General features: G+C 63.5%; 15 protein-coding genes. 13 read left to right on the top strand and 2 right to left on the bottom strand.

The window, feature by feature from the left end:
* The first annotated feature begins 27 nt into the window (after positions 1 to 27).
* The 7 genes from aspT to GCT19_RS01880 all read left to right on the top strand — a co-directional run bounded on the left by aspT (position 28) and on the right by GCT19_RS01880 (position 10,162).
* On the top strand, positions 28 to 1,710 hold the full coding sequence (aspT, locus tag GCT19_RS01910) for an aspartate-alanine antiporter (RefSeq protein ID WP_018431836.1): 1,683 nt from the start codon (positions 28 to 30) through the stop codon (positions 1,708 to 1,710).
* 122 nt (positions 1,711 to 1,832) lie between these two features.
* Positions 1,833 to 3,497, top strand: a complete 1,665-nt coding sequence (locus GCT19_RS01905) for a bifunctional aspartate transaminase/aspartate 4-decarboxylase (protein ID WP_018431835.1) — start codon at positions 1,833 to 1,835, stop codon at positions 3,495 to 3,497.
* A gap of 159 nt (positions 3,498 to 3,656) precedes the next feature.
* On the top strand, positions 3,657 to 4,880 hold the full coding sequence (locus GCT19_RS01900; RefSeq protein ID WP_152850869.1) for a pyridoxal-phosphate-dependent aminotransferase family protein: 1,224 nt from the start codon (positions 3,657 to 3,659) through the stop codon (positions 4,878 to 4,880).
* Between the two features lie 719 nt (positions 4,881 to 5,599).
* Positions 5,600 to 6,589 (top strand): carboxylate--amine ligase, encoded by a 990-nt coding sequence (locus GCT19_RS01895; protein WP_018431833.1) that lies wholly within the window; start codon positions 5,600 to 5,602, stop codon positions 6,587 to 6,589.
* Between the two features lie 36 nt (positions 6,590 to 6,625).
* A complete protein-coding gene (locus GCT19_RS01890) occupies positions 6,626 to 7,879 on the top strand; it encodes an FAD-dependent oxidoreductase (protein WP_018431832.1) in 1,254 nt (417 codons plus the stop codon).
* 61 nt (positions 7,880 to 7,940) lie between these two features.
* Positions 7,941 to 8,825 (top strand): polysaccharide deacetylase family protein, encoded by an 885-nt coding sequence (locus GCT19_RS01885; RefSeq protein WP_018431831.1) that lies wholly within the window; start codon positions 7,941 to 7,943, stop codon positions 8,823 to 8,825.
* Between the two features lie 92 nt (positions 8,826 to 8,917).
* A complete protein-coding gene (locus GCT19_RS01880; protein ID WP_018431830.1) occupies positions 8,918 to 10,162 on the top strand; it encodes a glycosyltransferase in 1,245 nt (414 codons plus the stop codon).
* 449 nt (positions 10,163 to 10,611) lie between these two features.
* On the opposite strand, the gene GCT19_RS01875 is transcribed toward GCT19_RS01880, so the two are convergent.
* The gene (locus GCT19_RS01875; protein WP_013088556.1) at positions 10,612 to 10,995 is read right to left on the bottom strand and encodes a hypothetical protein; all 384 of its coding nucleotides are present in this window, start codon (positions 10,993 to 10,995) and stop codon (positions 10,612 to 10,614) included.
* Positions 10,996 to 11,215: 220 nt separating this feature from the next.
* Between GCT19_RS01875 and GCT19_RS01870 the strand changes: the two genes are divergently transcribed.
* The 6 genes from GCT19_RS01870 (at position 11,216) to GCT19_RS01845 (ending at position 20,071) form a co-directional block, all read left to right on the top strand.
* The gene (locus GCT19_RS01870; protein WP_013088557.1) at positions 11,216 to 13,435 is read left to right on the top strand and encodes a GNVR domain-containing protein; all 2,220 of its coding nucleotides are present in this window, start codon (positions 11,216 to 11,218) and stop codon (positions 13,433 to 13,435) included.
* A gap of 142 nt (positions 13,436 to 13,577) precedes the next feature.
* The gene (locus tag GCT19_RS01865) at positions 13,578 to 14,678 is read left to right on the top strand and encodes a glycosyltransferase (RefSeq protein WP_018431829.1); all 1,101 of its coding nucleotides are present in this window, start codon (positions 13,578 to 13,580) and stop codon (positions 14,676 to 14,678) included.
* A 4-nt stretch (positions 14,679 to 14,682) separates the two neighbouring features.
* On the top strand, positions 14,683 to 15,888 hold the full coding sequence (locus GCT19_RS01860) for a hypothetical protein (RefSeq protein WP_018431828.1): 1,206 nt from the start codon (positions 14,683 to 14,685) through the stop codon (positions 15,886 to 15,888).
* Between the two features lie 157 nt (positions 15,889 to 16,045).
* On the top strand, positions 16,046 to 16,963 hold the full coding sequence (locus tag GCT19_RS01855; RefSeq protein WP_018431827.1) for a glycosyltransferase family 2 protein: 918 nt from the start codon (positions 16,046 to 16,048) through the stop codon (positions 16,961 to 16,963).
* 57 nt (positions 16,964 to 17,020) lie between these two features.
* Positions 17,021 to 18,757, top strand: a complete 1,737-nt coding sequence (locus GCT19_RS01850; RefSeq protein WP_018431826.1) for a hypothetical protein — start codon at positions 17,021 to 17,023, stop codon at positions 18,755 to 18,757.
* Positions 18,758 to 18,781: 24 nt separating this feature from the next.
* The gene (locus tag GCT19_RS01845; protein ID WP_018431825.1) at positions 18,782 to 20,071 is read left to right on the top strand and encodes an oligosaccharide flippase family protein; all 1,290 of its coding nucleotides are present in this window, start codon (positions 18,782 to 18,784) and stop codon (positions 20,069 to 20,071) included.
* Positions 20,072 to 20,090: 19 nt separating this feature from the next.
* Here the strand turns inward: GCT19_RS01845 and GCT19_RS01840 are convergent, their stop codons facing one another.
* Positions 20,091 to 21,302 carry an MFS transporter gene (locus GCT19_RS01840; RefSeq protein ID WP_018431824.1) on the bottom strand — a complete coding sequence of 404 codons (1,212 nt, stop codon included), beginning with the start codon at positions 21,300 to 21,302 and terminating at the stop codon, positions 20,091 to 20,093.
* Positions 21,303 to 21,578 lie beyond the last annotated feature (276 nt).

Here is a 21,578-nt window from a genome sequence, read left to right as displayed (position 1 = left end):
ACCCGACAACTACTCAGCGAGGGCGCGATGGACTGGTTACACAACATCTTTCACAAGTCACCGGAGATGGCGCTGTTCCTGTCGCTCGCGGTCGGCTATTTCATCGGTCAGATCAATTTCGGCAAATTCCAGCTGGGCGGCGTGGGCGGCTCGCTGCTGGCGGCGGTCGTGATCAGCCAGGCGGGCGTGACGGTCGACAACGGCGTCAAGGCAGTGATGTTCGCGGTGTTCATCTACGCGGTCGGCTACGACTCCGGGCCCGGCTTCTTCAACTCGCTGAACCGCAAGACGCTGCGCGAGATCGCGATGGCCGTGTTTCTCGCGGTCACCGCGCTGATCACGGTGGTGGTGTGCGCGAAGCTGTTCCATCTGAACAAGGGGCTCGCGGCCGGACTGGCGGGCGGCGCGCTCACGCAGTCGGCGATCATCGGCACCGCGGGCGACGCAATCGCGCGGCTCGGCCTGCCCGCCGATCAGGTCAGATCGCTGCAATCGGACGTCGCGATCGCGTACGCGGTCACGTACGTGTTCGGCTCGCTCGGCGCGATCATCGTGTGCGTGAACATCCTGCCGAAGTTCATGGGCCAGGGCCTGCGCGAAGCGTCGATCGAGGCGGAACGCGAGCTGTCGTCGGGCGCGCCGACGCGCGGACCGGGGCAGGTGGCGGCGCTGCCCGAACTGGTTGGGCGCGCATACCGGATCGACTTCAGCGCCGGCAAGAGCGTGCAGGCGGTCGAGTCGCTGCACGGCGAAGGCCTGACGATCGAGCGCGTCAAGCGCGGCAATCAGCAGATCGAGCCGAAGCCCGACTTCGTGCTGCAACCCGACGACATCGTGCTCGTCGTGGGCCGCCGCGAGGCGGTCGTCGCGTTCGGCGCGAAAGGCAACGAGGTCGGCGACGCCGAGGACATCGGCGTCGTGATGCAGACGCGCGAAGGCGTGTTCACGCGCAAGGGCATGAATCACACGACGATCGCGGCCGCGCGCCAGATGATCGATCGCGACATGCGGCACGGCGTCTACGTCCAGAGCATCACGCGCGTCGGGCAGCCGCTGCCGGTGCTGCCCGAAACCGAGCTGCAGCACGGCGACGTGATCACCTTCTACGGCTCGCCGAAAGATACCAAGCGCGCGGTCGAAGCCGCCGGCTACGAGTTGCCGTACAGCAACAAGACCGACTTCATCTACATGGGCGTCGGCCTCGTGATCGGTCTGCTGATCGGGCTGATCGTCATCAACGTGGGCGGTGTGCCGCTTACGCTCGGCTCGGGCGGCGGCTGTCTGCTGGCGGGCCTGCTGTTCGGCTGGATGCGCGGCAAGCATCCGATGTACGGCGTGATGCCGTCGGCCGCCTCGCAACTGCTGAAGGACTTCGGGCTCGCCGCGTTCGTCGCGGTGGTCGGTCTGAACTCGGGCCTGCAGGCGGTCGTCACGGTCAAGCAAAGCGGCGTGACCATCTTCCTGCTCGGTGTGTTCGTCACGCTGTTCCCACTGCTGCTGACGATGCTGTTCGGCCGCTACGTGCTGCGCTACAACAACGCGGCAATTCTGGCCGGCGCGCTGTCCGGTTCGCGCAGCGCCAACCCGGCGTTCGGCGGCGTGCTCGACAAGGCCGAAAGCGCGGTGCCGACCGTGCCGTTCGCGATCACCTATGCGATCGCGAACGTCGCGCTGACGCTGCTCGGGCCGCTGGTGGTCGGGCTCGTGTAGCGCGCTCACCAACGTTGATCGCACGGTTATCGAACGCCGTTGCGTATCGATCCCTGTAGCCGGCCGCAACCGGGACTCCTCGCCACGCCGGCGTGTTTCATCTCTTCACTGGAGAACGCATCATGGCTAAAGAGAAGGGCGACAAGAAACGCTCGGGCGTGGACGCGGGTCTTGCCGCGCTGAGCCCGTTCGAACTGAAGGACGAACTGATCAAGGCCGCCGGCGGCGGCGCGGTCGAGCGGGCCGCCAACATCGCGATGCTCAACGCCGGCCGTGGCAACCCGAACTTTCTCGCGACGATCCCCCGCCACGGCTTCTGGCAACTCGGCCTGTTCGCGATGCGCGAGTCCGAGCGCTCGTTCGCGTACATGCCGGAAGGCGTCGGCGGTTTTCCGCGCCGCGACGGACTCGCGGAGCGCTTCGACCTGTTCATACGCGAGAACCGCGGCGTGCCCGGCATCGACTTTCTACGCGGCGCCGTGTCGTACGTGCGCGATCAGCTCGGGCTGTCCGGGACCGACTTTCTGTATGAGATGTGCGAGGGCATTCTCGCGTCGAACTACCCGGTGCCCGACCGCATGCTGAAGCTGTCGGAAATCATCGTCGGCCAGTATCTGCGCCGCGAGATGATCGGCAAGCATCCGTTCATCGGCGAGTTCGACATCTTCGCGGTCGAAGGGGGCACCGCGGCGATGACCTACATCTTCAACACGATGCGCGAGAACCATCTGATCGAGGCGGGCGACTCGATCGCGCTCGGCATGCCGATCTTTACGCCCTACATCGAAATCCCGGCGCTAAACGACTATCAGCTCAAAGTCGTGCATATCAATGCCGACGTCGCGCACGGCTGGCAGTACTCGAAGCAGGAGCTCGACAAGCTGCGCGATCCGAAAGTGAAGGCGTTCTTCCTCGTCAACCCGAGCAATCCGCCGTCGGTGAAGATCGACGATGCGAGCCTCGAGCACGTCGCGGACATCGTCAAGGATCGGCCCGATCTGATCCTGCTGACCGACGACGTGTACGGCACGTTCGCCGACAACTTCGTGTCGCTGTTCGCGCTCGCGCCAAAGAACACGATCCTCGTCTACTCGTACTCGAAGTATTTCGGCGCGACCGGCTGGCGTCTCGGCGCGGTGGCCACGCATCGCGACAACGTGCTCGACAAGCTGATCGGCAAACTGCCGGCCGATGTGAAGAAGGAACTGCATCGTCGCTACGAGTCGATCACGACCGAGCCCGACAAGCTAAAGTTTATCGACCGGCTGGTGGCCGACAGCCGCACCGTCGCGCTCAATCACACGGCCGGGTTGTCGACGCCGCAGCAGGTGCAGATGGTGCTGTTCTCGCTGTTCTCTTTGATGGACACGCCCGACGCGTACAAGAACGCGCTCAAGCGCCTGATCCGCAAGCGCAAGCAGGCGCTGTACGAGGAAGTGGGCATCGCGTTCGAGGACGACGATCCGAACCAGGTCGACTACTACACGATCGTCGACATCGAGTTCCTCGGTGAAAGAGCCTACGGGCGCGAGTTCGTCGACTGGCTGCTGAAGAACACCGAGCCGTCCGAGCTGCTGTTCCGGCTCGCGCGCGAGGCGCGCGTGGTGCTGCTGCCTGGCCGCGGCTTCGGCACCCAGCATCCGTCGGGGCGCGTGTCGCTCGCCAATCTGAACGAGTCCGACTATCGCAAGATCGGTCGCGCGATGCGCAAGCTGATCGAGGAGTATGTCGAGCGCTATAACGCGGCAACCGGCAGCAAGCTCGACAAGAGCAAGGTGATGAAGTGACTCGCGCGGGTGTACCGGACGCGCGCTTCGCGGCCCGCTACCCCGGCCAAAAAACTTGCGCAATCGCGCGGTTCGGTGAATGATCGGACGAACGGCCTCGAGCGGCGTATCTGCGGCGAGGCCGTTCGTTCCTTTGCGCTTCACATTCACACACCGATCATGCCGACTTCAACCCCTACTACCGTTGCTTCGTCCGTCCCCTGTCCGGTTGTCGAATCGCTCGACGCCATCCTTCCCGAAGAACCGCTGCTGATGATGGGCGCCGGCCCCGTGCCGATTCCCGCCGCGGTCGCGAAGGCCAATGCCATCGTGATCAACCATCTGGGCGGCACGATGGCGAAGGTGGTGAACCAGGTGAAGACGATGGCGCGCTATGTGTTCCAGACGCAGTCGAAGTGGGTGCTGGGGGTCGCGGGACCGGGATCGGGCGCGATGGAGATGGCGGTCTCCAATCTCGCGTGGGAAGGCACGCGCATGCTGTGCATCAAGAACGGCTTCTTCAGCGACCGCATGGGCGAAATGGGCCGCCGCGTCGGCGCGCGCGTGAGCGTGCTCGAAGTCGCGGATCGCACGGTCGCGAGTCTCGATCAGATCGCCGACGCGCTGCGCCGCGAGCGTCCGGAAGTCGTCACGGTCGTGCAGGGCGAGACCTCGAACACCGTGTGGAACCATCATCTGAAAGACATCGTCGCGCTCGCGAAGGAAGCGGGTGCGCTCGTGATCGTCGACGCCGTCTGCACGCTGAGCACGATGCCGCTCGAAATGGACAACTGGGGCATCGATGCAGTGATTACCGGCGGCCAGAAGGGCTTGTCGTCGATTCCGGGCGTGTCGCTGATCGCGTTCTCAGACGCGGCGTGGGCGCGCGTCAAGGGCCGCACGGTGCCCAACACGCACTGGTGCCTCGATGCGTCGCTGGCGGAAAACTTCTGGCACAACGCCGGCTATCACTATACGGCGCCGGTGTCGGGCGTACTCGCGCTGCACGAGGCGCTGCGGCTCGTCTGCGCGGAAACGCTGGAGAAGCGCTTCGCGCGCCATTTGAAATGCTCGCTCGCGTTGCAGCAGGGCGTCACCGCGATGGGCCTGCAGCTGTATGCGCCGGAGAATTGCCGGCTCAATTCGGTGATCGGTATCGAGGTGCCGGACGGCCTGAGTCCCGCCGACGTCTGCGCGCATATCTCGCGGCAGCATCAGGTGGAGATCGCCGGCTCGTTCGGTTTGCCGATCGTACGGATCGGCCAGATGGGCGAGCAGTGCCGCGAGCACAACCTGTTTCGCACCGTGCATGCGCTCGGCCGCACGATGGTCGAGCTCGGCGTCAAGGTCGATTTGCCGGCGGGTGTCGCGGCGCTCGAGCGCGGATTGAGCGAAGGTAAATAATGAATTTTGGGACGCGCTGCGAACAGCATTCGTAGCGCGTATTTTTTGTTTGATCCAGCACTTTATAGTCCCATTACAAAGTTGTTTTCCGCCATTATCGCGTTGCATTAAATTAATGCTTCGCAACGTTTTTACATAACAATTGCGACATCGCTGAGACCCTTACGGAATAAGGCTCCGCGCCTTTCGAAAGGGTTTTTTTCTCTTCTTACTTTCTATTGTCCTCTGTGCGCCGGCGCACGTATCGAGATCAGGCGGAAACGTAAAGTAGGTCACGGCGAGCGCAGCGCAATGCTCTCGCTGCGGTAAATCGCTAGACCATGATTCGACACACGGCGCGTGCCAGGACGCGCCTGCCGCGCTCATGCATGCTTTCCGCCGAAACATAGCTTTAACGCCGAAGCGCCCCCGCGAGGCGATAAAAAAGGATGTCTATCCGATTCGATAGTTCGATCGCGTGGAGTCTCGAAGCATGTCTTCGAGGGCCCATGCACGTACGAAGCAAGGAAATCGACACTATGGCGAGCGCATACGACTCAGGTCAATCGGCAGGGGTTATTGTTGGAGCAGAGCTGAACGGACTAGGGGTAGCGCGATCGCTCGCGCAGGCCCGCGTTCCGGTTGTCGCAGTCGATACGAGGAGCCGCGCGGCGACGTGGTGCCGACACGTTCATGCGCATCAGGTAAAAAGTTTTGTTGGAAAAATATTCGTTGACGACATGATCGAACTCGGCAAACGGTTCGATCGTCTGCCGGTTCTGATTCTGACCGACGAAGACGCAGTGCATGCGGTATCGGAAAATCGGCTGGCTTTGGCGCACTGGTATCGATTCCGTTTGCCGGCCGACGACACCGTCAAGATGTTGTCGAGCAAGGCACGCTTTCACGAATTCGCGCAGAGTCATGGCTTTCCGGTGCCACGCTCGGTCGTGCTCGACAAGCTTGCCGACGTCGAACGGCTGGCCGAATTGCGCTACCCGTGCGTGCTGAAACCAGACGACAAGCGCAACGTGCTGCGCGGCGAGAAAGAACGCGCGGTGCGCGTCGACACGCTGCAGCAGGCACGCGATCGCGCGATCGCGATGCTCGCGACGCCGGGCGGCATCATCGCGCAGGAGTGGATCGAGGGGCCCGACAGCAACATTCACTTCACGCTGTTCTATCGCGGCGCCGACGGCAACATGGTCAGCATGTTCACCGGCCGCAAGGTGTTGAGCTCGCCGCCGGGCGTCGGCAACACCGCGATCTGCGTCGCCGCGCCCGAAGCGCGGGGCACACTCGAACCGCTGACGCGGCGCTTCGCCGAGGCGGCCGGTTTCGACGGCATGGGCAGCATCGAGTACAAATGGGACGACAACTACAACGAGTTCGTGATGGTCGAGCCGACGGTCGGCCGCACGGACTGGCAGGAGGAGATCGCGACGCTGTGCGGCGTCAACATTCCCCTTGCCGCGTACCGCCATGAACTCGGCCTGCCGTTGCCCGTCGAGCGCCTGAGCCGGCTACCGGTTGCGTGGCGCGCGACGTTTTCCGACCGGCCGCCGCCCGAACTGCTGAGCGAGCGCACCAAAATTTTCGATGGCTATTTCCGCTGGAACGATCCGTTCCCAGCGTTGCAGCACTACGTGGTGATGAATCCGCTCCGACGCATGAAGCGCAGCTGGAAAAAAGCGATCAGGGCGCCCGAGTCGCGTCAGGCCAAAGCCTGACGCTGGCGACGACAGCCCCTCCCCAGGAGACCAGCAATGTCTTTGACCGATACCATCATCATTGGCGCGGGGCCCTACGGGTCGTCTCTTGCCGCGCATCTGAAGGCCGCCGGCGTGGATCACCAGATCCTCGGGGAACCGATGGGAGCGTGGCGCAACTACATGCCGCCCGGCATGCTGCTGCGCTCGGAGGCTTTCGCGTCGAGCATGCATGCGCCGCGCAGCGGCTTTACCGTCGAAGACTACTGCCGCCTGAAAGGGCTGCCATACCGGCCGCTCGGCATGGCGCTGCCGCTCGAAACCTTCGTCGAGTACGGGCTGTGGTTCCAGAAGAATCTGGTCGGCGAAATCCAGCCGGTCGACGTGCTCGCATTGCGCCGCGTCGGCGATCAGTTCCAGCTGTCGCTGAGCGACGGCCGTTCGCTCGCCGCCCGCCGGGTCGTGATCGCGCTCGGCCTGAAAGGCTTCGCGCAAACTCCGACGGCGCTGCAGGAGTTGCCGCCGCAGTATGCGTCGCATTCGGAGTTGTACGGGAACCTCGAGTGGGCGCGCGGCAAGGACATTGCGATCGTCGGTGGCGGGCAGTCGGCGCTCGGACTGTCCGCGCTGCTCAACGAACTCGGCGCACGCGCGCACGTGCTGATGCGCGAGAGCAGCGTGGTGTGGCACGAGCGGCCGCACGGCGGGCGCAACATCCTGTCGCGCATCAAGGGGCCCGACGCGGGGCTCGGGCGCGGCTGGCGCTCGCTGTTCCTGTCCGAGTTTCCCGGCGTGTTCCACATGCTCGACCCGCGACGCCGCAAGCTGATCATGGAGCACACCTATGGCGCGTCCGGCGCGTGGTGGCTGCACGATCGCGTGGTGGGCAAGGTACAGATTTCGCATCGAACCGTGGTGCGTTCCGCGGCGATCGAAAACGACCGCGTCGTCCTCAACGTGCTGACCGACGGCAAGGAAGCGCGCGTGAGCGCCGATCACGTGATCGCCGCGACCGGTTTCAAGACCGACATGCGGCAGCACGCGTTCCTGTCTAAAGATCTGGCCGACGCGATTTCGAATCAGGGCGGCATGCCCGACCTGAACTCGCACTACGAAACGCGCGTGCGCGGCCTCTATGTGATCGGACCCGCGTCCGCGCATAGCTTCGGGCCGGTGATGCGCTTCGTCTATGGAACCAAGCACGCGTCGCCGACCGTGGCGCGGCATCTTATCGGCTCGTTGAAAGCGGGTTCGCGGCAACGCGCGTGGCCGGTCACCCATGCACCCATGCCGGAGCGCTCAGGTGAATAAGACCCAAACAACGGGCGCGTCGATGCGCTCGCGCCTGTCAGACAGCTACCGCGGGCCCCGCATGAAGCGCTACAAGGCGCTCGTGAAGGAGATGCTCGCGGGCTTCGTGTTGATGTCGGGTCTCGCGTGGTGCACGCGCAAGCTGCTGTGGCGCGATCGCGTGGCCGTGCTGCTTTATCACGATCCCGATCCGGACACGCTCGACCGTCATCTGACTTATCTGGGCAAGCTGTGCGAGTTCGTGCCTTTGACCGACGTCAGCGCGCCCGGCCGCGGCCGGCCACGCGTGGCGATCACGCTCGACGACGGCCACGCGGGCAACGCGAAGCTATTGCCGGTGTTCATCAAGCACAAGGTGCGCCCGACGATCTTCCTGTGCAGCCGCATCGTCGGACGGCCGCGCAGTCACTGGTGGCTGCATCCGGGTTCGCTACGGGTCGGCCATGAACGTCTGAAGCGCATGACGAACGACGAACGCCTCGCCGCACTGGCCGCCCAAGGCTACCAGCAGGACGGCGACGACCGGCCGACCGGCCTGTCGATCGAACAGATGCAGGCGATGCGCGAGCACGTCGACTTCCAGGCGCATACGCGCTTCCATCCGATCCTCACGCATTGCAGCGACGCTGAAAGCAAGGCCGAAATCAGCGACAGCCGCCATGAGATCGCGACGCTGCTGCAACAGCCGTGCGAGCACTTCGCGTATCCGAACGGCAATTACGGCGAGCGCGAAGTGGAGTTCGTGCGCGCGGCGGGCTTCAAAACCGCGCGTACCTGCGACATCGGCTGGAACGATCAGCATACCGATCCGTACCGGCTGCGCACGATCATCATCGACGATGCGGCGTCGACGCTGCGCTTCGCGGCGCAATTGAGCGGCATTGCGCTGTTTCTGCGCTACCTGCGCGAGGGGGGCGGCTGGCGCGGCAAGTTTCCGCAGTTTTGAACAGGGGGAGCGCCCGGACCAGGCGATTGGTCCGGGCAAGCCGTCCGGGTTCTTCGCGAGACGGCACGACAGGCAGACAACAGGAGGGGAACATGCAGCGCTGCAGGGTACTGGTGATCAACGATTACGCGCACATGGGCGGCGCGGAAGTGGTCTATCAACAATCGGCCGAGCTATTGGGCACGCTGCGCGGCGTCGAGGTCGAGCGTTTCGACGATAGCCAGTTTTCCGGCCGCTCGACGATGCTGACGCGCTCCTGGAACACGACCGCCGCGCGCGCGCTCGAAAAGACGCTGCACCGTTTCCGGCCGCATCGGCTGATGGTGCACAACTACCACAACGTGCTGTCGCCTTCGATTCTCAGCGTGATCGCGCGCAACCAGCGTCAGTTCGGTTACCGCGCATATCACACCTGCCACGACTATCACCTCGTCTACTACAACCCGTCGCTGCAGTACTTCGACAAGGACAAGCGGCCGATCATTCTGCCGCTCGACGTGCTGCGCACCCGCGCGGTCCTCACGTTGCGGCCGACGCCGAAGGGCCTCGTGCACGATCTGATGACGAAGGCGTGGTGGCACGCGGTCCGCGCGGCCTATCAACCCGCGCGCGTGTTCGACAGGATCTTGTGCCCGAGCCTGTTCATGCAGCAGGCACTGCATCGCGTGGGCATCGAGAACACGGTCATCGTGCACAACCCGTCGGCGGTGCCGAGCGCGATGCCGATCGTCACGGTGCGTAACAAGGAGCGCTTCAACATCGCGTTCGTCGGAAGGATCTCGCCGGAGAAAGGCTTGCTGCAATTTCTGACGCTCTGCGAGGCGGCGGGCTTCGAGCGCATCAATAGCATCGGCGTGTACGGCGACGGCCCGGACCGCGCGGCGATCGAACAGCGCTACGCGTCGCTGATCGCCCAGCGCAAGCTGATCCTGTTCGGCACGATGCCGCAGCAGCAGCTGTTTCCCGCGATGCGCGAGTTCGCCGATGCGGTGGTCGTGCCGTCGGTGGGCGCGGAGAACGCACCCCTTGTGGTGGTCGAGGCGGCGATGCTCGGCCTGCCGGTGCTGATTCGCGATGGCGGCAGCATGGCGGTGACCGCGGAATCGGTCGGCAACAAGATCAAGTTCAAATTCGATCCGGGCAGTCTGAAACAGGCGCTCGCCGAGTTGGCCGTTCATCTGGCCGATGAGCACAGAAAGTACGACGTCGGAGAATATCTGCCCGAGCATTATGCGCAGCGTCTGGCCGAAATCATGCATATCGGCGAAAGTTCGGCGCCCATCGCGCCTTCGCGCCGGCGCGCGCGCTATGCAGATAATCCGCGTCCAGCACCCTGAAAATAGTCGGCGCTGATTGTGGCAAACGGCGTGTATATCCGCGCGGTTATCGTCGTTTTAAACACCCGGATTTTATTGCGCGATTGGTCTGAAGCAATCCTGTAGCAATCGGCTTTTGTGTGCGCTGCCGAACGTTGTAAGGACGGGCTCTCTGAATATTATGATTGCCAAGGAAAGGCTTTTATCGAGCGTTGAAGCGCGCGGCTCGACAGGGTAAACGAGGGCGCGGAGCTGGCGGTGATCGGCTCAAGGGCCGACGAAACGCCAGACTCATCAGAACAAGAGCATGTGCATGTCGTGAGCGTTTGCGTGGAAAAACGGCGGACGAGACGCGGCTAATCGGGGAAATATCGCTACCGGGCCCGGCAGTCAGCTCAACCCAAACAGGAATGTGGCCGCAAGCGACCACATCAGCGATACGGGGGATCCAGACGGTGATGCGCTACAGCTCAGCGCACGCTGTACGGATCGGAGGTCTCGGGAGACGCGTAGGTCTGGTCTGAATTCCATAAATCGCTGCCGTAGGGGTCCGCTGAGTTCTTGCCGCGGACAGGCTGTGCAACGCTTGTACGTTTCTGCTTTGGAAGGCTGTTTTTCGTTTGGGTGTACACGTTGGGCGCGACATAGCGGTTCTTTTTAGCGTACGCGAAATCCGACGGGGAGCCGTAGAGCGTCGTGGAACTGGCCGCATGAGGCGTCATCGCTTCGAGTTGCGAGTGCTTGGCGACATAACGCGGCGCATAAGCGGAAGAGGAGGCGGACACGATGCTCTGCGCGTATCCCGCCTGGGCAGTCAGTAATACCGGTAATACGGCGGCAAGAAGTTTTTTCATTTCGGTCACCGTAAGAAAAGGGGTGGTGCGATGTTAGGGAAAAGAGCCGAGCTCGCATAGGTGCTGTTACACACAAAGGTAGCCGATGTGGCGCAAATCAGCTACCCCGTCCGATTCGAGGCGCTCAGCTCGACGGACACAGGCGTGACTGGATGCGGCGACGTGCCGGTCCGGGCGCCGGGAAGAAGTGGCAAACCGTCGAGACTTTGGGAGAACTCGCATGAACCAAAGCAGTGCACCATTCGATAGCCGGAACAACAACAGCGAACATCCGCCGGCGGGCTTCGCGAATTATCTGGATGCGCTGTATGACAACCGCAAGCTGATTGCCCTCACGACGGCCATCGCGGTCGCGCTCGGCATCGGTTATTCGGTGTTCTCCCAACCCGTCTATCGCGCGGACATTCTGGTGCAGGTCGAGGAGAACGCAGGTACCTCGTCCAAGAGCGTGATCGGCGACGTGTCCGCGATGTTCGACGTGAAGACCGCCACGTCCGGCGAGGCCCAGGTGATCGGCTCGCGCATGGTGGTGGGCCGCGCGGTGGACAAACTCAATCTCGACATCGAAGCGGCGCCGCGCTACTTCCCGCTGTTCGGCCGCTGGCTCGGCCGTCATTCCGATCATCTGTCGACGCCGGGACCGCACGGCTACGTGTACGGCAACGAGCGCATCACGGTGTCGAAATTCGACGTGCCGGAAGAGCTGTTCGACCGTCCGTTCGTGCTGAGAATGGGCGAGGGATCGAGCTACGAGCTGCAATACGGCAAGCTGAAGCTCGACGGCACGGTCGGCCAACCGCTGAACGCGACGACCAACTACGGGCCGCTCACGCTCGTCGTCGACCGGATCGACGCGAAGCCCGGCGCGACCTTCGAAGTGCGGCGCCAGTCCGCGCTGACGACGACCGAAAAGCTGCGCAAGGAGTTGTCGATCTCCGAGAAGGGCAAGGAATCGGACATCCTCGGCGTGTCGCTGGAAGGCAGCGATCCGAAGAAGATCAGCGCGATTCTGGCGACCATCGCGGGCGAATACGTGAGCCAGAATCTGAAGCGCAAGTCCGAGGAAGCGGAGCGTTCGATCCGTTTCCTCGAAATGCAGCTTCCGGAAATGCGCCAGCAGCTTTCCGATTCGGAAACGCGCTTCAACGACTTCCGCGCGAAGCATGGCACCGTCGATCTCGGCGAGGAAGCGACCAACCTGCTGCAGCTGTCGGTTCAGGCGCAGACGCGGCTCGCGGAACTGCAACAGAAGCGCAATGAACTGCTGTCGCGCTTCACCGACCAGCATCCGGCCGTGCAGTCGATCAACGCGCAGTTGCGTGCGGCGCAACAGGAAGCGAAGGATCTCGCGAGCCGGACGCAATCGCTGCCGCCGCTCGAACAGAACGTGCTGCGCCTGCAGCGCGACGTGCAGGTCGGCACCGAACTCGACACGTCGCTGCGCAATACGCTCGAACAACTGAAGCTGATCAAGGCGGGCAAGGCCGGCAACGTGCGCATCGTCGACGGCGCCGTCGCGCCTGATACGCCGGTGCGGCCCAAGCCGCTCCTGATCATCATCGGCGCGCTGATGCTCGGCGTGTTCGTCGGCTCGGTGATCGCGCTCGTGCGTCAGCGCTTGTTCGACGCGATCGACGATCCGTACGAAGTCGAGCTGCGCACCGGTCTGCCGGTCTACGCGAGCGTGCCGTTCAGCCGTCAGGAAGAGCGGTTCGCGCACAGCCGTCGCCGGCCGGAATCGAAGGCGCTCGTGCTCGCCGGCGAAGCGGTGATCGATCCGGCGATCGAAAGTCTGCGTGGCTTTCGCACCGCGCTCGAATTCACGATGACCAAGGCGCGCAACCACATCGTGCTGATCACGGGCCCGACGCCGGGCATCGGCAAGTCGTTCGTGTCGCTGAATCTGGCCGCGGTCATCGGTGCGACCGGCAAGCGCGTGCTGCTGGTCGACGGCGACCTGCGCCGCGGCTTTCTGCATCGGCATCTCGGCGGCGATCGCGGTCCCGGCCTGTCCGATCTGATCCAGGGCGCGTACCGCCCCGAAGAGCTGATTCGTGCGACCCGCTTCCAGGGTGTCGATTTCATCGCGAGCGGCCGCCAGGTTGCGAGCCCGAGCGACGTGCTGTCGAACGTCCGGCTCGAGTCGGTGCTGCGCCAGGTCGCGACCGGCTACGACGTCGTGCTGCTCGACGGACCGCCGGTGCTGCTCGCCGCCGATGCGGTGCGGCTCGCCTGCGTGGCAGGTACGACGTTCTTCGTCGCACGTCAGGGTGTCACGGGCATCGGCGAGCTGCGTGAGTCGGTTCGCCAGATGCAGAAGGTCGGCCTGCCGGTGCGCGGCGTGATCATGAACGGACTGCGGATGCGGCCGGGGCGCTACAGCTACGGCTACGGACGCTATCGCTACGCGGCCTACATCTACAAACCGTACGACCGATAAGCCCGGGCGCGTGATTCGCGACGCTGCCGCGGTGCGGGGCGTAGCGCCCGAATGGACCGATCAGAAAACCAACATAGCAATGCGAAGGGATCTTACGGCCGCGCTTGCCGAGCGCACACCGTACAGGCAAGGGACTACTCGGATGAAACAGCTATTTGTCACGCCTTTTCTGCCTCAGAAAAACGCGCCGCAAGCTGGCCACCGGTTGGCCTACGACTACCTGATCAAACTGAGCGCGGAATCGGAACTCGACGTGCTGATCGTGTCGCGCGTGCCGGTCGACGAAAAAGACATCGAGTTTCGCGCGAACGTGCGCAACGTCTACATCCAGTACGTGAGCCGGTTCGACCTGATTCCGTCGTTCCTCGCGAATCCGCTGACATTTTCACCGCGGCTGTTCTCGCGCTATAAACCCGCGATCGGCAAGTTCCTCTGCGAGCTCGTCGACAGGCACCGTTACGACACGGTGCGGCTCGAGTTCTCGCAATGCTTCACATATGCACAGAATCTGCGCGAGCGTTTCCGCGACGGCGTGAAGATCGTGATGTGCGCGCATGACGTGCAGATCCAGGTCATGCTGCGCATCAAGTCCATCGAAGGATGGCTGTTTACGCGGCAGACCTTCATGCTCGAGCAGCGTCTGCTGAAGCTGGCCGACAAGGTGCTCGTGCTGTCGAGCAAGGACGCGCAGCTGATCAACGGCCTGTACCCCGGGGTCGGCACGTTGCAGGTCGTGCCGATCTCACTGCCGGCATTCCTGAAGGAAGTACGGCGCACGAAAGACACGATCGAGAAAGGCAACATCCTGTTCTGGGGGGCGATGCAGCGCCGCGAAAACGAAGAGGCGCTACTCAATTTCATCGACACGATTTTTCTGCCGCTGCGCCGGCGCGGTCTGCAACTGAAGCTGTTCGTGGTCGGCTCCGATCCGAGCGAGCGCGTGAAGCGCTTGAATAGCGACGATATCTGCGTGACCGGCTTCGTCGAAAATCCGGGCAAGTACTTCGAGTCCGCCGATATCGGCGTCGTGCCGCTGCTGTCGGGCGCCGGCGTCAAGCTGAAGACGCTCGAAATGCTCGCGGCGAAACTGCCGGTCGTGTCGACGCCGCTCGGCGCGGAAGGCGTCGAGCACGACGGCACCTTGCTCAACGTCTGCGAAATCGATGAGTTCCAGCACGTGATCGAGCGCATCTACCGCGGGGAACCGGTCAACCTCAACGCCTCCGTGGCGTATCAGGCCTGACGCCATGATCGCCACCATCGCCTATCTGCTGGCCGTCGTGCTGTGCGCGTCGCGCGGCGTGCTGGAGTACCTGATCGGCAAGGACGCCGCCTATCTGATCCAGGTCGGCGGCATCGTCGGGCTGCTGGTGTGGTACATCTCGCCGACCGCGATCGCCGCTTACTTCCGCGACGAAGGACGCCTGTCATTCGGCTTCCTCGTGGGCATGCTGTTCTCGATCGGGCTGTCGCTCGTCGCGACGCTCGCGGTCACCGATCAGCTCGGGCTGTCCTATCTGTTCGTCTTCATCTTCACGCTGTTCATCTATTTCTACGCGATCTCGAACTATCAGAAGCGCTTCGTGCGGCCGCGCGTCGCCTATGTGGGACTGGTGCTGATCGCGCTGATCGAGGCGGGCGTCGCGCTCGCGCAGCAGCAGAACGTGTTTCCGATCGATTTGCCCGGCGCGACTTACGGCTTCGACAATCTGCGCGCGCCGTCGCTGACCGGCAGCTATCTGCACTACCCGCTGTTCGTCGCGATTGGCGCGTCGCTGTGCGGCCTCGATTATCTGGTGCGCAAGAACGTGCTGTCGGGCCTCGCGTGCGCGGTACTCAGCTTCGCAATTTTCTCCGCGCTGTCGCGCAGCGGCATGCTGATCATTCTCGGCACGTTCGGGCTCGCGTTCGTGCAGGCGCCGATCCAGTTCGTCACGAGAAACGCGAAACTGATCGTCGCCACCGTGTTTGCGACGATGGCGATCATGATCTTTGGCGTCGCGGTGAGCAGTCAGAACGATAGTGTCGTCAACGTCGGCACTGAACGGATGATGGGTGCGACCGATCTGCAGTCCGAGGGCAACGATGGCCGCACCGAAGCATGGGACAAGGCCGAGTCGCTCGCATTGCCTGTCAACGTGATCGCCGGCACCTACTTCGGGCTCGTCACGAACTCGGCACCCGAACCGGTGAAACAGGAGTTCGGCGTCGTCGAATCGAGCGTGCTGCAGCAGATTCTGAATATCGGCCTGTTGGGCGCGATCTTCTATTACGGCGTGCTGATCTCGGTGACGAAACTCGTGAGCAGCGCAAGCCGGATTTCGCTGTGTATATGGGCCGCTTTATTTCAAACGCTCTTCTATCAATCGATCGAAGTGATTCCGTTTGTCTTCATCCTGATGACATTGCCGGTGTTCGATTACGTGGACGGACCGCGTCGAAACAGCGCGTAGCGAACCGGAAGGCAGTGCATGCCAGATCGTCCGCATCGCGCGGACGAGTAGTGGGTAGTCGATAGTGCGCGCGACGAGCGCGAAGCATGGTGGAGGAGCTGGAAAGCCGTGTTTGGGGGTAATTCCACGAACACCTGATGCAAAGCAGGAGGTGGGGATGAACCTGAAGGGAATGTTTAGCGTGGTGATCGTCAATTACAACACGCCGAAACTGGTCGGAAATTGCGTGCGCTCCGTGCTGGAACTTTCGATTGCGGATAAGGAGGACATCGTCGTAGTGGACAACGCTTCACCTGACAATTCATTTTCCTATCTGAGGGAGACGCTTCCGACAGGAGTGAGACTCGTCAAAACGTCGATCAATCGCGGCTTCGGAGCCGGCGTCAATTTCGGCATGGTCGGTTGTCTGCGCGAACTCGTGCTCGTGCTGAACCCGGACACCTATTTCGTCGATACATCGCTCGAAAACGCGGTGCAGTTGTTCAAGACGGAGAAGGATGTCGGCCTCGTCGGTCTCGATCTGGTCTATCCGGATGGCGAGCGGCAGTTTTCCGCGCGGCGCTTCTATTCGGTGCTCGACATACTCGGCCGGCGTTCGCCGCTCGGGCGGCTCGGCGTATTCAAGCGCCGCATCGACATCCACATGATGCGCGAAGCGTGGGCCGCGGGCACGCCGTTCGAAGCCGACTGGGTGCTGGGCACGGGCTTTATCGTGCGGCGTTCGTTATTCGGCGAACTCGGCGGCATGGACGAGCACTTCTTCCTCTATATGGAGGACGTCGATTTTTGCGCGCGCATCTGGCAGGCGGGCTACCGCGTGCTGTGCGTGCCGGGCGCGCGACTCACGCACGAGCATCAGCGTGCGTCGGCAGCGGGCTTCCTCAGCAAGGCGGGACGCCGGCATATGAACAGCTTGTGGCGCTTCAGCCGCAAGTACCGTGTGCCGCTGTTCAGACCGCCAGGCGTGCAGGGGCTGATGCGCGGCGCGAAGGCGCGTGCGCTGCCGGTCCCCGTGCCCGCCGTAAGCGCGCGTCCGGCGGCCGCGGAGCAGGCGCAAAGCATCACGGTCGAGTGACGCCTCGCGCCGTATCGACGTGAAAAAAGAAGGAGTAACGCAATGGGGGAGGGGTAGATGAAAACCCGGCGACAGGCGCTCAAGACGTTCCTGCTCGGTGGCCTGGCCGGGGCCAGTGCAAGCGCAGCCGATCTCGGCATCGCGCGCGCGACGGGGCACGCGCCGCGCGCGCCCGACGCCTTCGCGACTCTGGGTAACGGCGCGGACGACGGCGCGGGCGGCATCCTGCGCGTCGCCGCGTCCGTGCCCGAGCGCGCCGCATCGGAACCGGTGGCGCCGAGCTACTTGAAGACGCTCAGCGACATCGTCGCGGGACTCGAGGTGAGCGTCGCGCGCTTCGTCGATCCGCGCAGGCTGGCGGCGATCCAGCGCGGCGCGTCCGGCTACGATGTCGGCGCCGAACTCCGGGAAGCGTTCGCGAGCGGCGCGCGCGGGTTGTATCTGCCGCGCGGCATCTGGCGTTACACCGGCGACTTGACCACCGCGAACGGTTCGAGACTGCGCGGCGACGGCGGCGGCGAATACGTGGTGATCACCGACATCGCGATGGGGGCGACCGTGCTGGAGAGACAGGATGCTGGCGGCCCGACGTCGGCGGCGCTGAAGCTCGGCGATTCGGCGTTCGTCGAGCATGTGCAGGTGCGGCCCGCGCATTACGACAAGGTCATCTACTACCTCGCCAACTATCCGGCGCACACCGGCAACACGGCAATCGGCATCCACTTCGGCACGTCGGCCGGAGCGAGTCGTTGCACGGCGATCGGTTTTTCGCGCGCGGGCTACGAACTCGGCGTCACGTCGACGCTCGAGCGCTGCTATGCGTACATGTGCGAGCGCGGCTTCTACGCGACCGAGCACACCGACGGCTCGCTGATCAACTGCATCGGCATGTTCTGCCATACGGCCGGCGCGGATATCGTCGACAACTTCTGGCAGGTGATCGGCGGACGCTGGGAATGGAACGCGCGTCACGGCGTGATTCTCGGCGCGGAGTCGCTGATCGTCGGCGCGGTGTTCGATCGCAATGGCTTTGCCGGCGTCTATATGAAGAGCGGCAACTGGGGCAAGGTGGTGAACGGCAACTACTTCTCGCGCAACGGTTGCGGCGGCGACGGCAAGATCGGCCGCTGGAAGTTCTCGACGCGCGGTCATCCGTCGTACCTCGATGTGCCGCCCGGTCAGAGCTGCCACATCCAGATCGACTACCAGCAGGGCGCGACGATCGTCGGCAATCGCTACCGTCCCGGCCAGGATGACGAGAACGCCGGCTGTGACGGCCCGCAGTTCGTGTACGGCAGTTCGACCGCGCCCGGCAGCACGCCGCTCGACGGCATCACGATTCAGGGCAATTTCGGCGATCGCGCCGGCGATTCGATCGTCGGTTACGCGAAGGCGTATCCGGGCGGCGGCGCGATCGCGGGCGGCAAGGACGCGAGCCTCGTGCATGCGCTGAATCTCGGCGTCGGCTATGAACGCGGCGGCGTCGCGGCGGCACTGCATTGCGGAAACCAGACGGTATCGCAGGAGACGACGCGCATCTCGATCAACGTGCTGCGCTCGACCTCGGGCCGCGTGGTGTTGCGTGCGGCCACACGCGGCCATGCTCTACTCGCCGAAATCCTGTTCGCAACCGACGCAAGCGATGCCAACTACAAGACCGTGGTAAGCAATCTGATCGGCAATGCGGTGAAGAGCGCGGTGTTGAACGCCAATAGTGAAGACGATCGCTACAACAAGATCGATATCGCACTAAGTGAACCTGCTTTCGTGTCGTATTCTGTTTTTTCGACTTGAGTTTCAACTGCAAACAGGACGATTGTGTCGACGAGAAACGTCATCATCGCGCTGTATTCGGTGTACGCGCTGAACTACGTGCTGCCGCTCGTTACGTTGCCGTATCTGTCGCACGTACTTGGGCCGGCCGGGTTGGGTGTGATCGGTTACGCGCAATCGATTTCGCAGATTCTTCTCGTCATCGTCGACTTCGGCTTCGGCCTGTCGAGCGCGCGCAAGGTGGCGGTGCACATTGGCAATCCGCAAGTCGTGAACCGCATCTACTGGTCGACCACGATCGGCCGCGCGATTCTCGCGTTGCTGTGCTCGCTGGTGCTGGTCGTCTGGGCGTTCGCCGCGCACATGTCGCCGCAGGAGCGCGGTGCGACGCTGCTCGGCTCGCTCGTGATCTGGGGCGGCGTGCTGACGCCCGGCTGCTTCTACGAAGGCACGCAGCGCCTGCCGGTGCTCGCGGGCACGCTGCTCGCCACGCGCGTGGGTCTGCTGATTCCACTGTTCCTGTTCGTGAATACTCGCGACGACGTGATGCTCGCGGCCGCGCTGCAATATGCGCCGACCTTCGTGTGCGGTTTGATCCTGATGGGCGCGCTGATCTGGAAGCGCGAGATTCTGCTGACGGTGCGGGTCAGTTGGGCCGACGTGATGGCCGAGGCGAAAGAGGCGTATCACATCTTTCTCGGCTCGGCGCTGACGTCCGTGTACATGTACGCGAACGTGATCATGCTGCGCATGATCAGCGGGCCGGGCGCGGTCGGCTATTACGTGGCGGCCGAGCGACTCACCAACGCGCTACGCGCGTGCACGGCGCCGGCCATCCAGGCGTTCTTTCCGAAGATCTGCGTCGCATACGAGCGCAACGACTTCGGCTATATCCACAAGGTCAACCGCGGCTTCATGCTCGCGTTCGCGGCGTCGGCGGTGCTGATCCTGGTCGGCTTCACGGTGCTCGGCGAATGGTTCGTCGGACGTTTTCTCGGCGAGGCGTTCGGCGAGACGTTCCGCATATTGCGCATCCTCGTGTTCGTGCCGGCGATCGTCGGCATGACGACGACCCAGGTGATGCTGACGGTGATCGCGTCGGGCAATCAGTCGTTGCTGAAGCGGATCTATATCTACGGCGCGCTGTTCCATCTGGTGCAGGCACCGATCAGCATCTACTTCTGGGGCGGTGTCGGCACCGCGTGCTCGGTGGCCGCGACCGAACTGTTCATGCTGATCGGCGTGTACAACGTGGCGAGCCGGATCAATCACGGCCAGATCGCGGTGCGCTCGCAAACGACGATCAAGCAGGAGATGGCGGCGGAGCGGGATTAGCCGCCCGGGCGGGCGGTGCTTACTGCGCGGTGGACAGATTGGCCACTTTCGCGTTGCGCAGATACAGCACCGTCGACAGCACGACTGCCGCGGCAGCCGCGAGCGCGGCAAACAGGAACACCGAGCCGTAACCGAACTCGCCGGCGATGTACCCCGCCAGCGGCCCGGTAATACCCAGCGACAGATCGAGAAACACCGAGTACGCGGACAGTGCCGCGCCGCGGCTCGCCGGCGGCACCAGCCCGACCGCCTCGACGCCGAGCGCCGGAAACACCAGCGCGAAGCCGAAGCCGGTCAGCGCGGCGCCCGCGAGCGCGATATGCGGTTCGGGCGCGAGCCACAGCATCAACAGACCCGCGCATTCGAACGAGAACGACGCGATCGCGACGCGAAAGCCGCCGTAAGTCTTGATCGTGTTCGCGAACAGCAAGCGTGCGCCGATGAATAGCGTGCCGAACAGCGTCAGCGACAGCGCCGCGTTCGGCCAGTGCTTCGCCGCATAGAACAGCGTGATGAAGGTCGCGATCGAGCCGAAGCCGGCCGAGCCGAGCGCGAGACCCATGCCGTGCGGCAGCACGCGCGTAAACACGCTGCGATACGACATCCGCTCGCCGTGCACGACCGGCACCGGCGCGATCAGACGCGCGAGGTAATAGCCGAGCCCCGCCAGCGCGATCACCAGGATGCCGAGCGCGGTAAAGCCGATCGAGCGCGAGATCATCACGCCGAGCGGCGCGCCGATCGCGAGCGCGCCGTAGGTTGCGATGCCGTTCCACGAAATGACCCTTGCGTTGTTCGACGTGCCGACCCGGCCGATCCCCCACAGGATCGCGCCGGTGCCGCACAGACTCTCGCCGAAACCGAGCACGAGGCGGCTGCACACCAGCAGCGCGAGGCTCAGCACCGGCCAGTGGCCGGTCAGCGCGGCGAGCAGCAGCAGCACGCCACTCGCGCCGCAGCCGAGCAGACCGATCGATACCGTGCGCTTCGGCCCGAGCGTATCGGCGGAGCGGCCCGCGAGCGGCCGCGACGCGAGCGTCGCGAGGTACTGCACGCTGATCGCGGCGCCGGCCAGCACCGCGCTGTAGCCGAGGTCGCCGTGCACGTAGCCGGGCAGCACCGCGAGCGGAATACCGATCGCGAGGTAGCAAAGAAAGGTGAAAAAGACGACTGGAATGATCTGCAGGGTCGTCGCAAATTCGCTGCGGGCGGGCGCGGAGTCGGTGGACATCGGGAAAACGAGACTTGAAATCGGCGAGGAGGCGTGATTCTCCCATGGAACCGATTCCCTTGCAGGGCTTGCTTAAAAAATGGGACGAATAAATGGCGGGCCGGGACTCGATAAAGATCCGTTTTCGCGCCCTGACCGCGTGATTTCTGGCGAGACGACGGGGCTGCCGAGGTAGCGTATGTCATTCCACCTGCAAAACATCTAAAAAAACGGCAAAAGCGTCCGATCAACATAAGCGTTGCGACGCGCAAATCCATCTCTATATCGCGCGACGAA

It is taken from the genome of Paraburkholderia atlantica (assembly GCF_009362785.1).
Lineage (GTDB): Bacteria > Pseudomonadota > Gammaproteobacteria > Burkholderiales > Burkholderiaceae > Paraburkholderia > Paraburkholderia atlantica.
The sequence above is the reverse complement of the archived record's forward strand: the minus strand, read 5'-3'. Positions and strand labels throughout refer to the sequence as shown.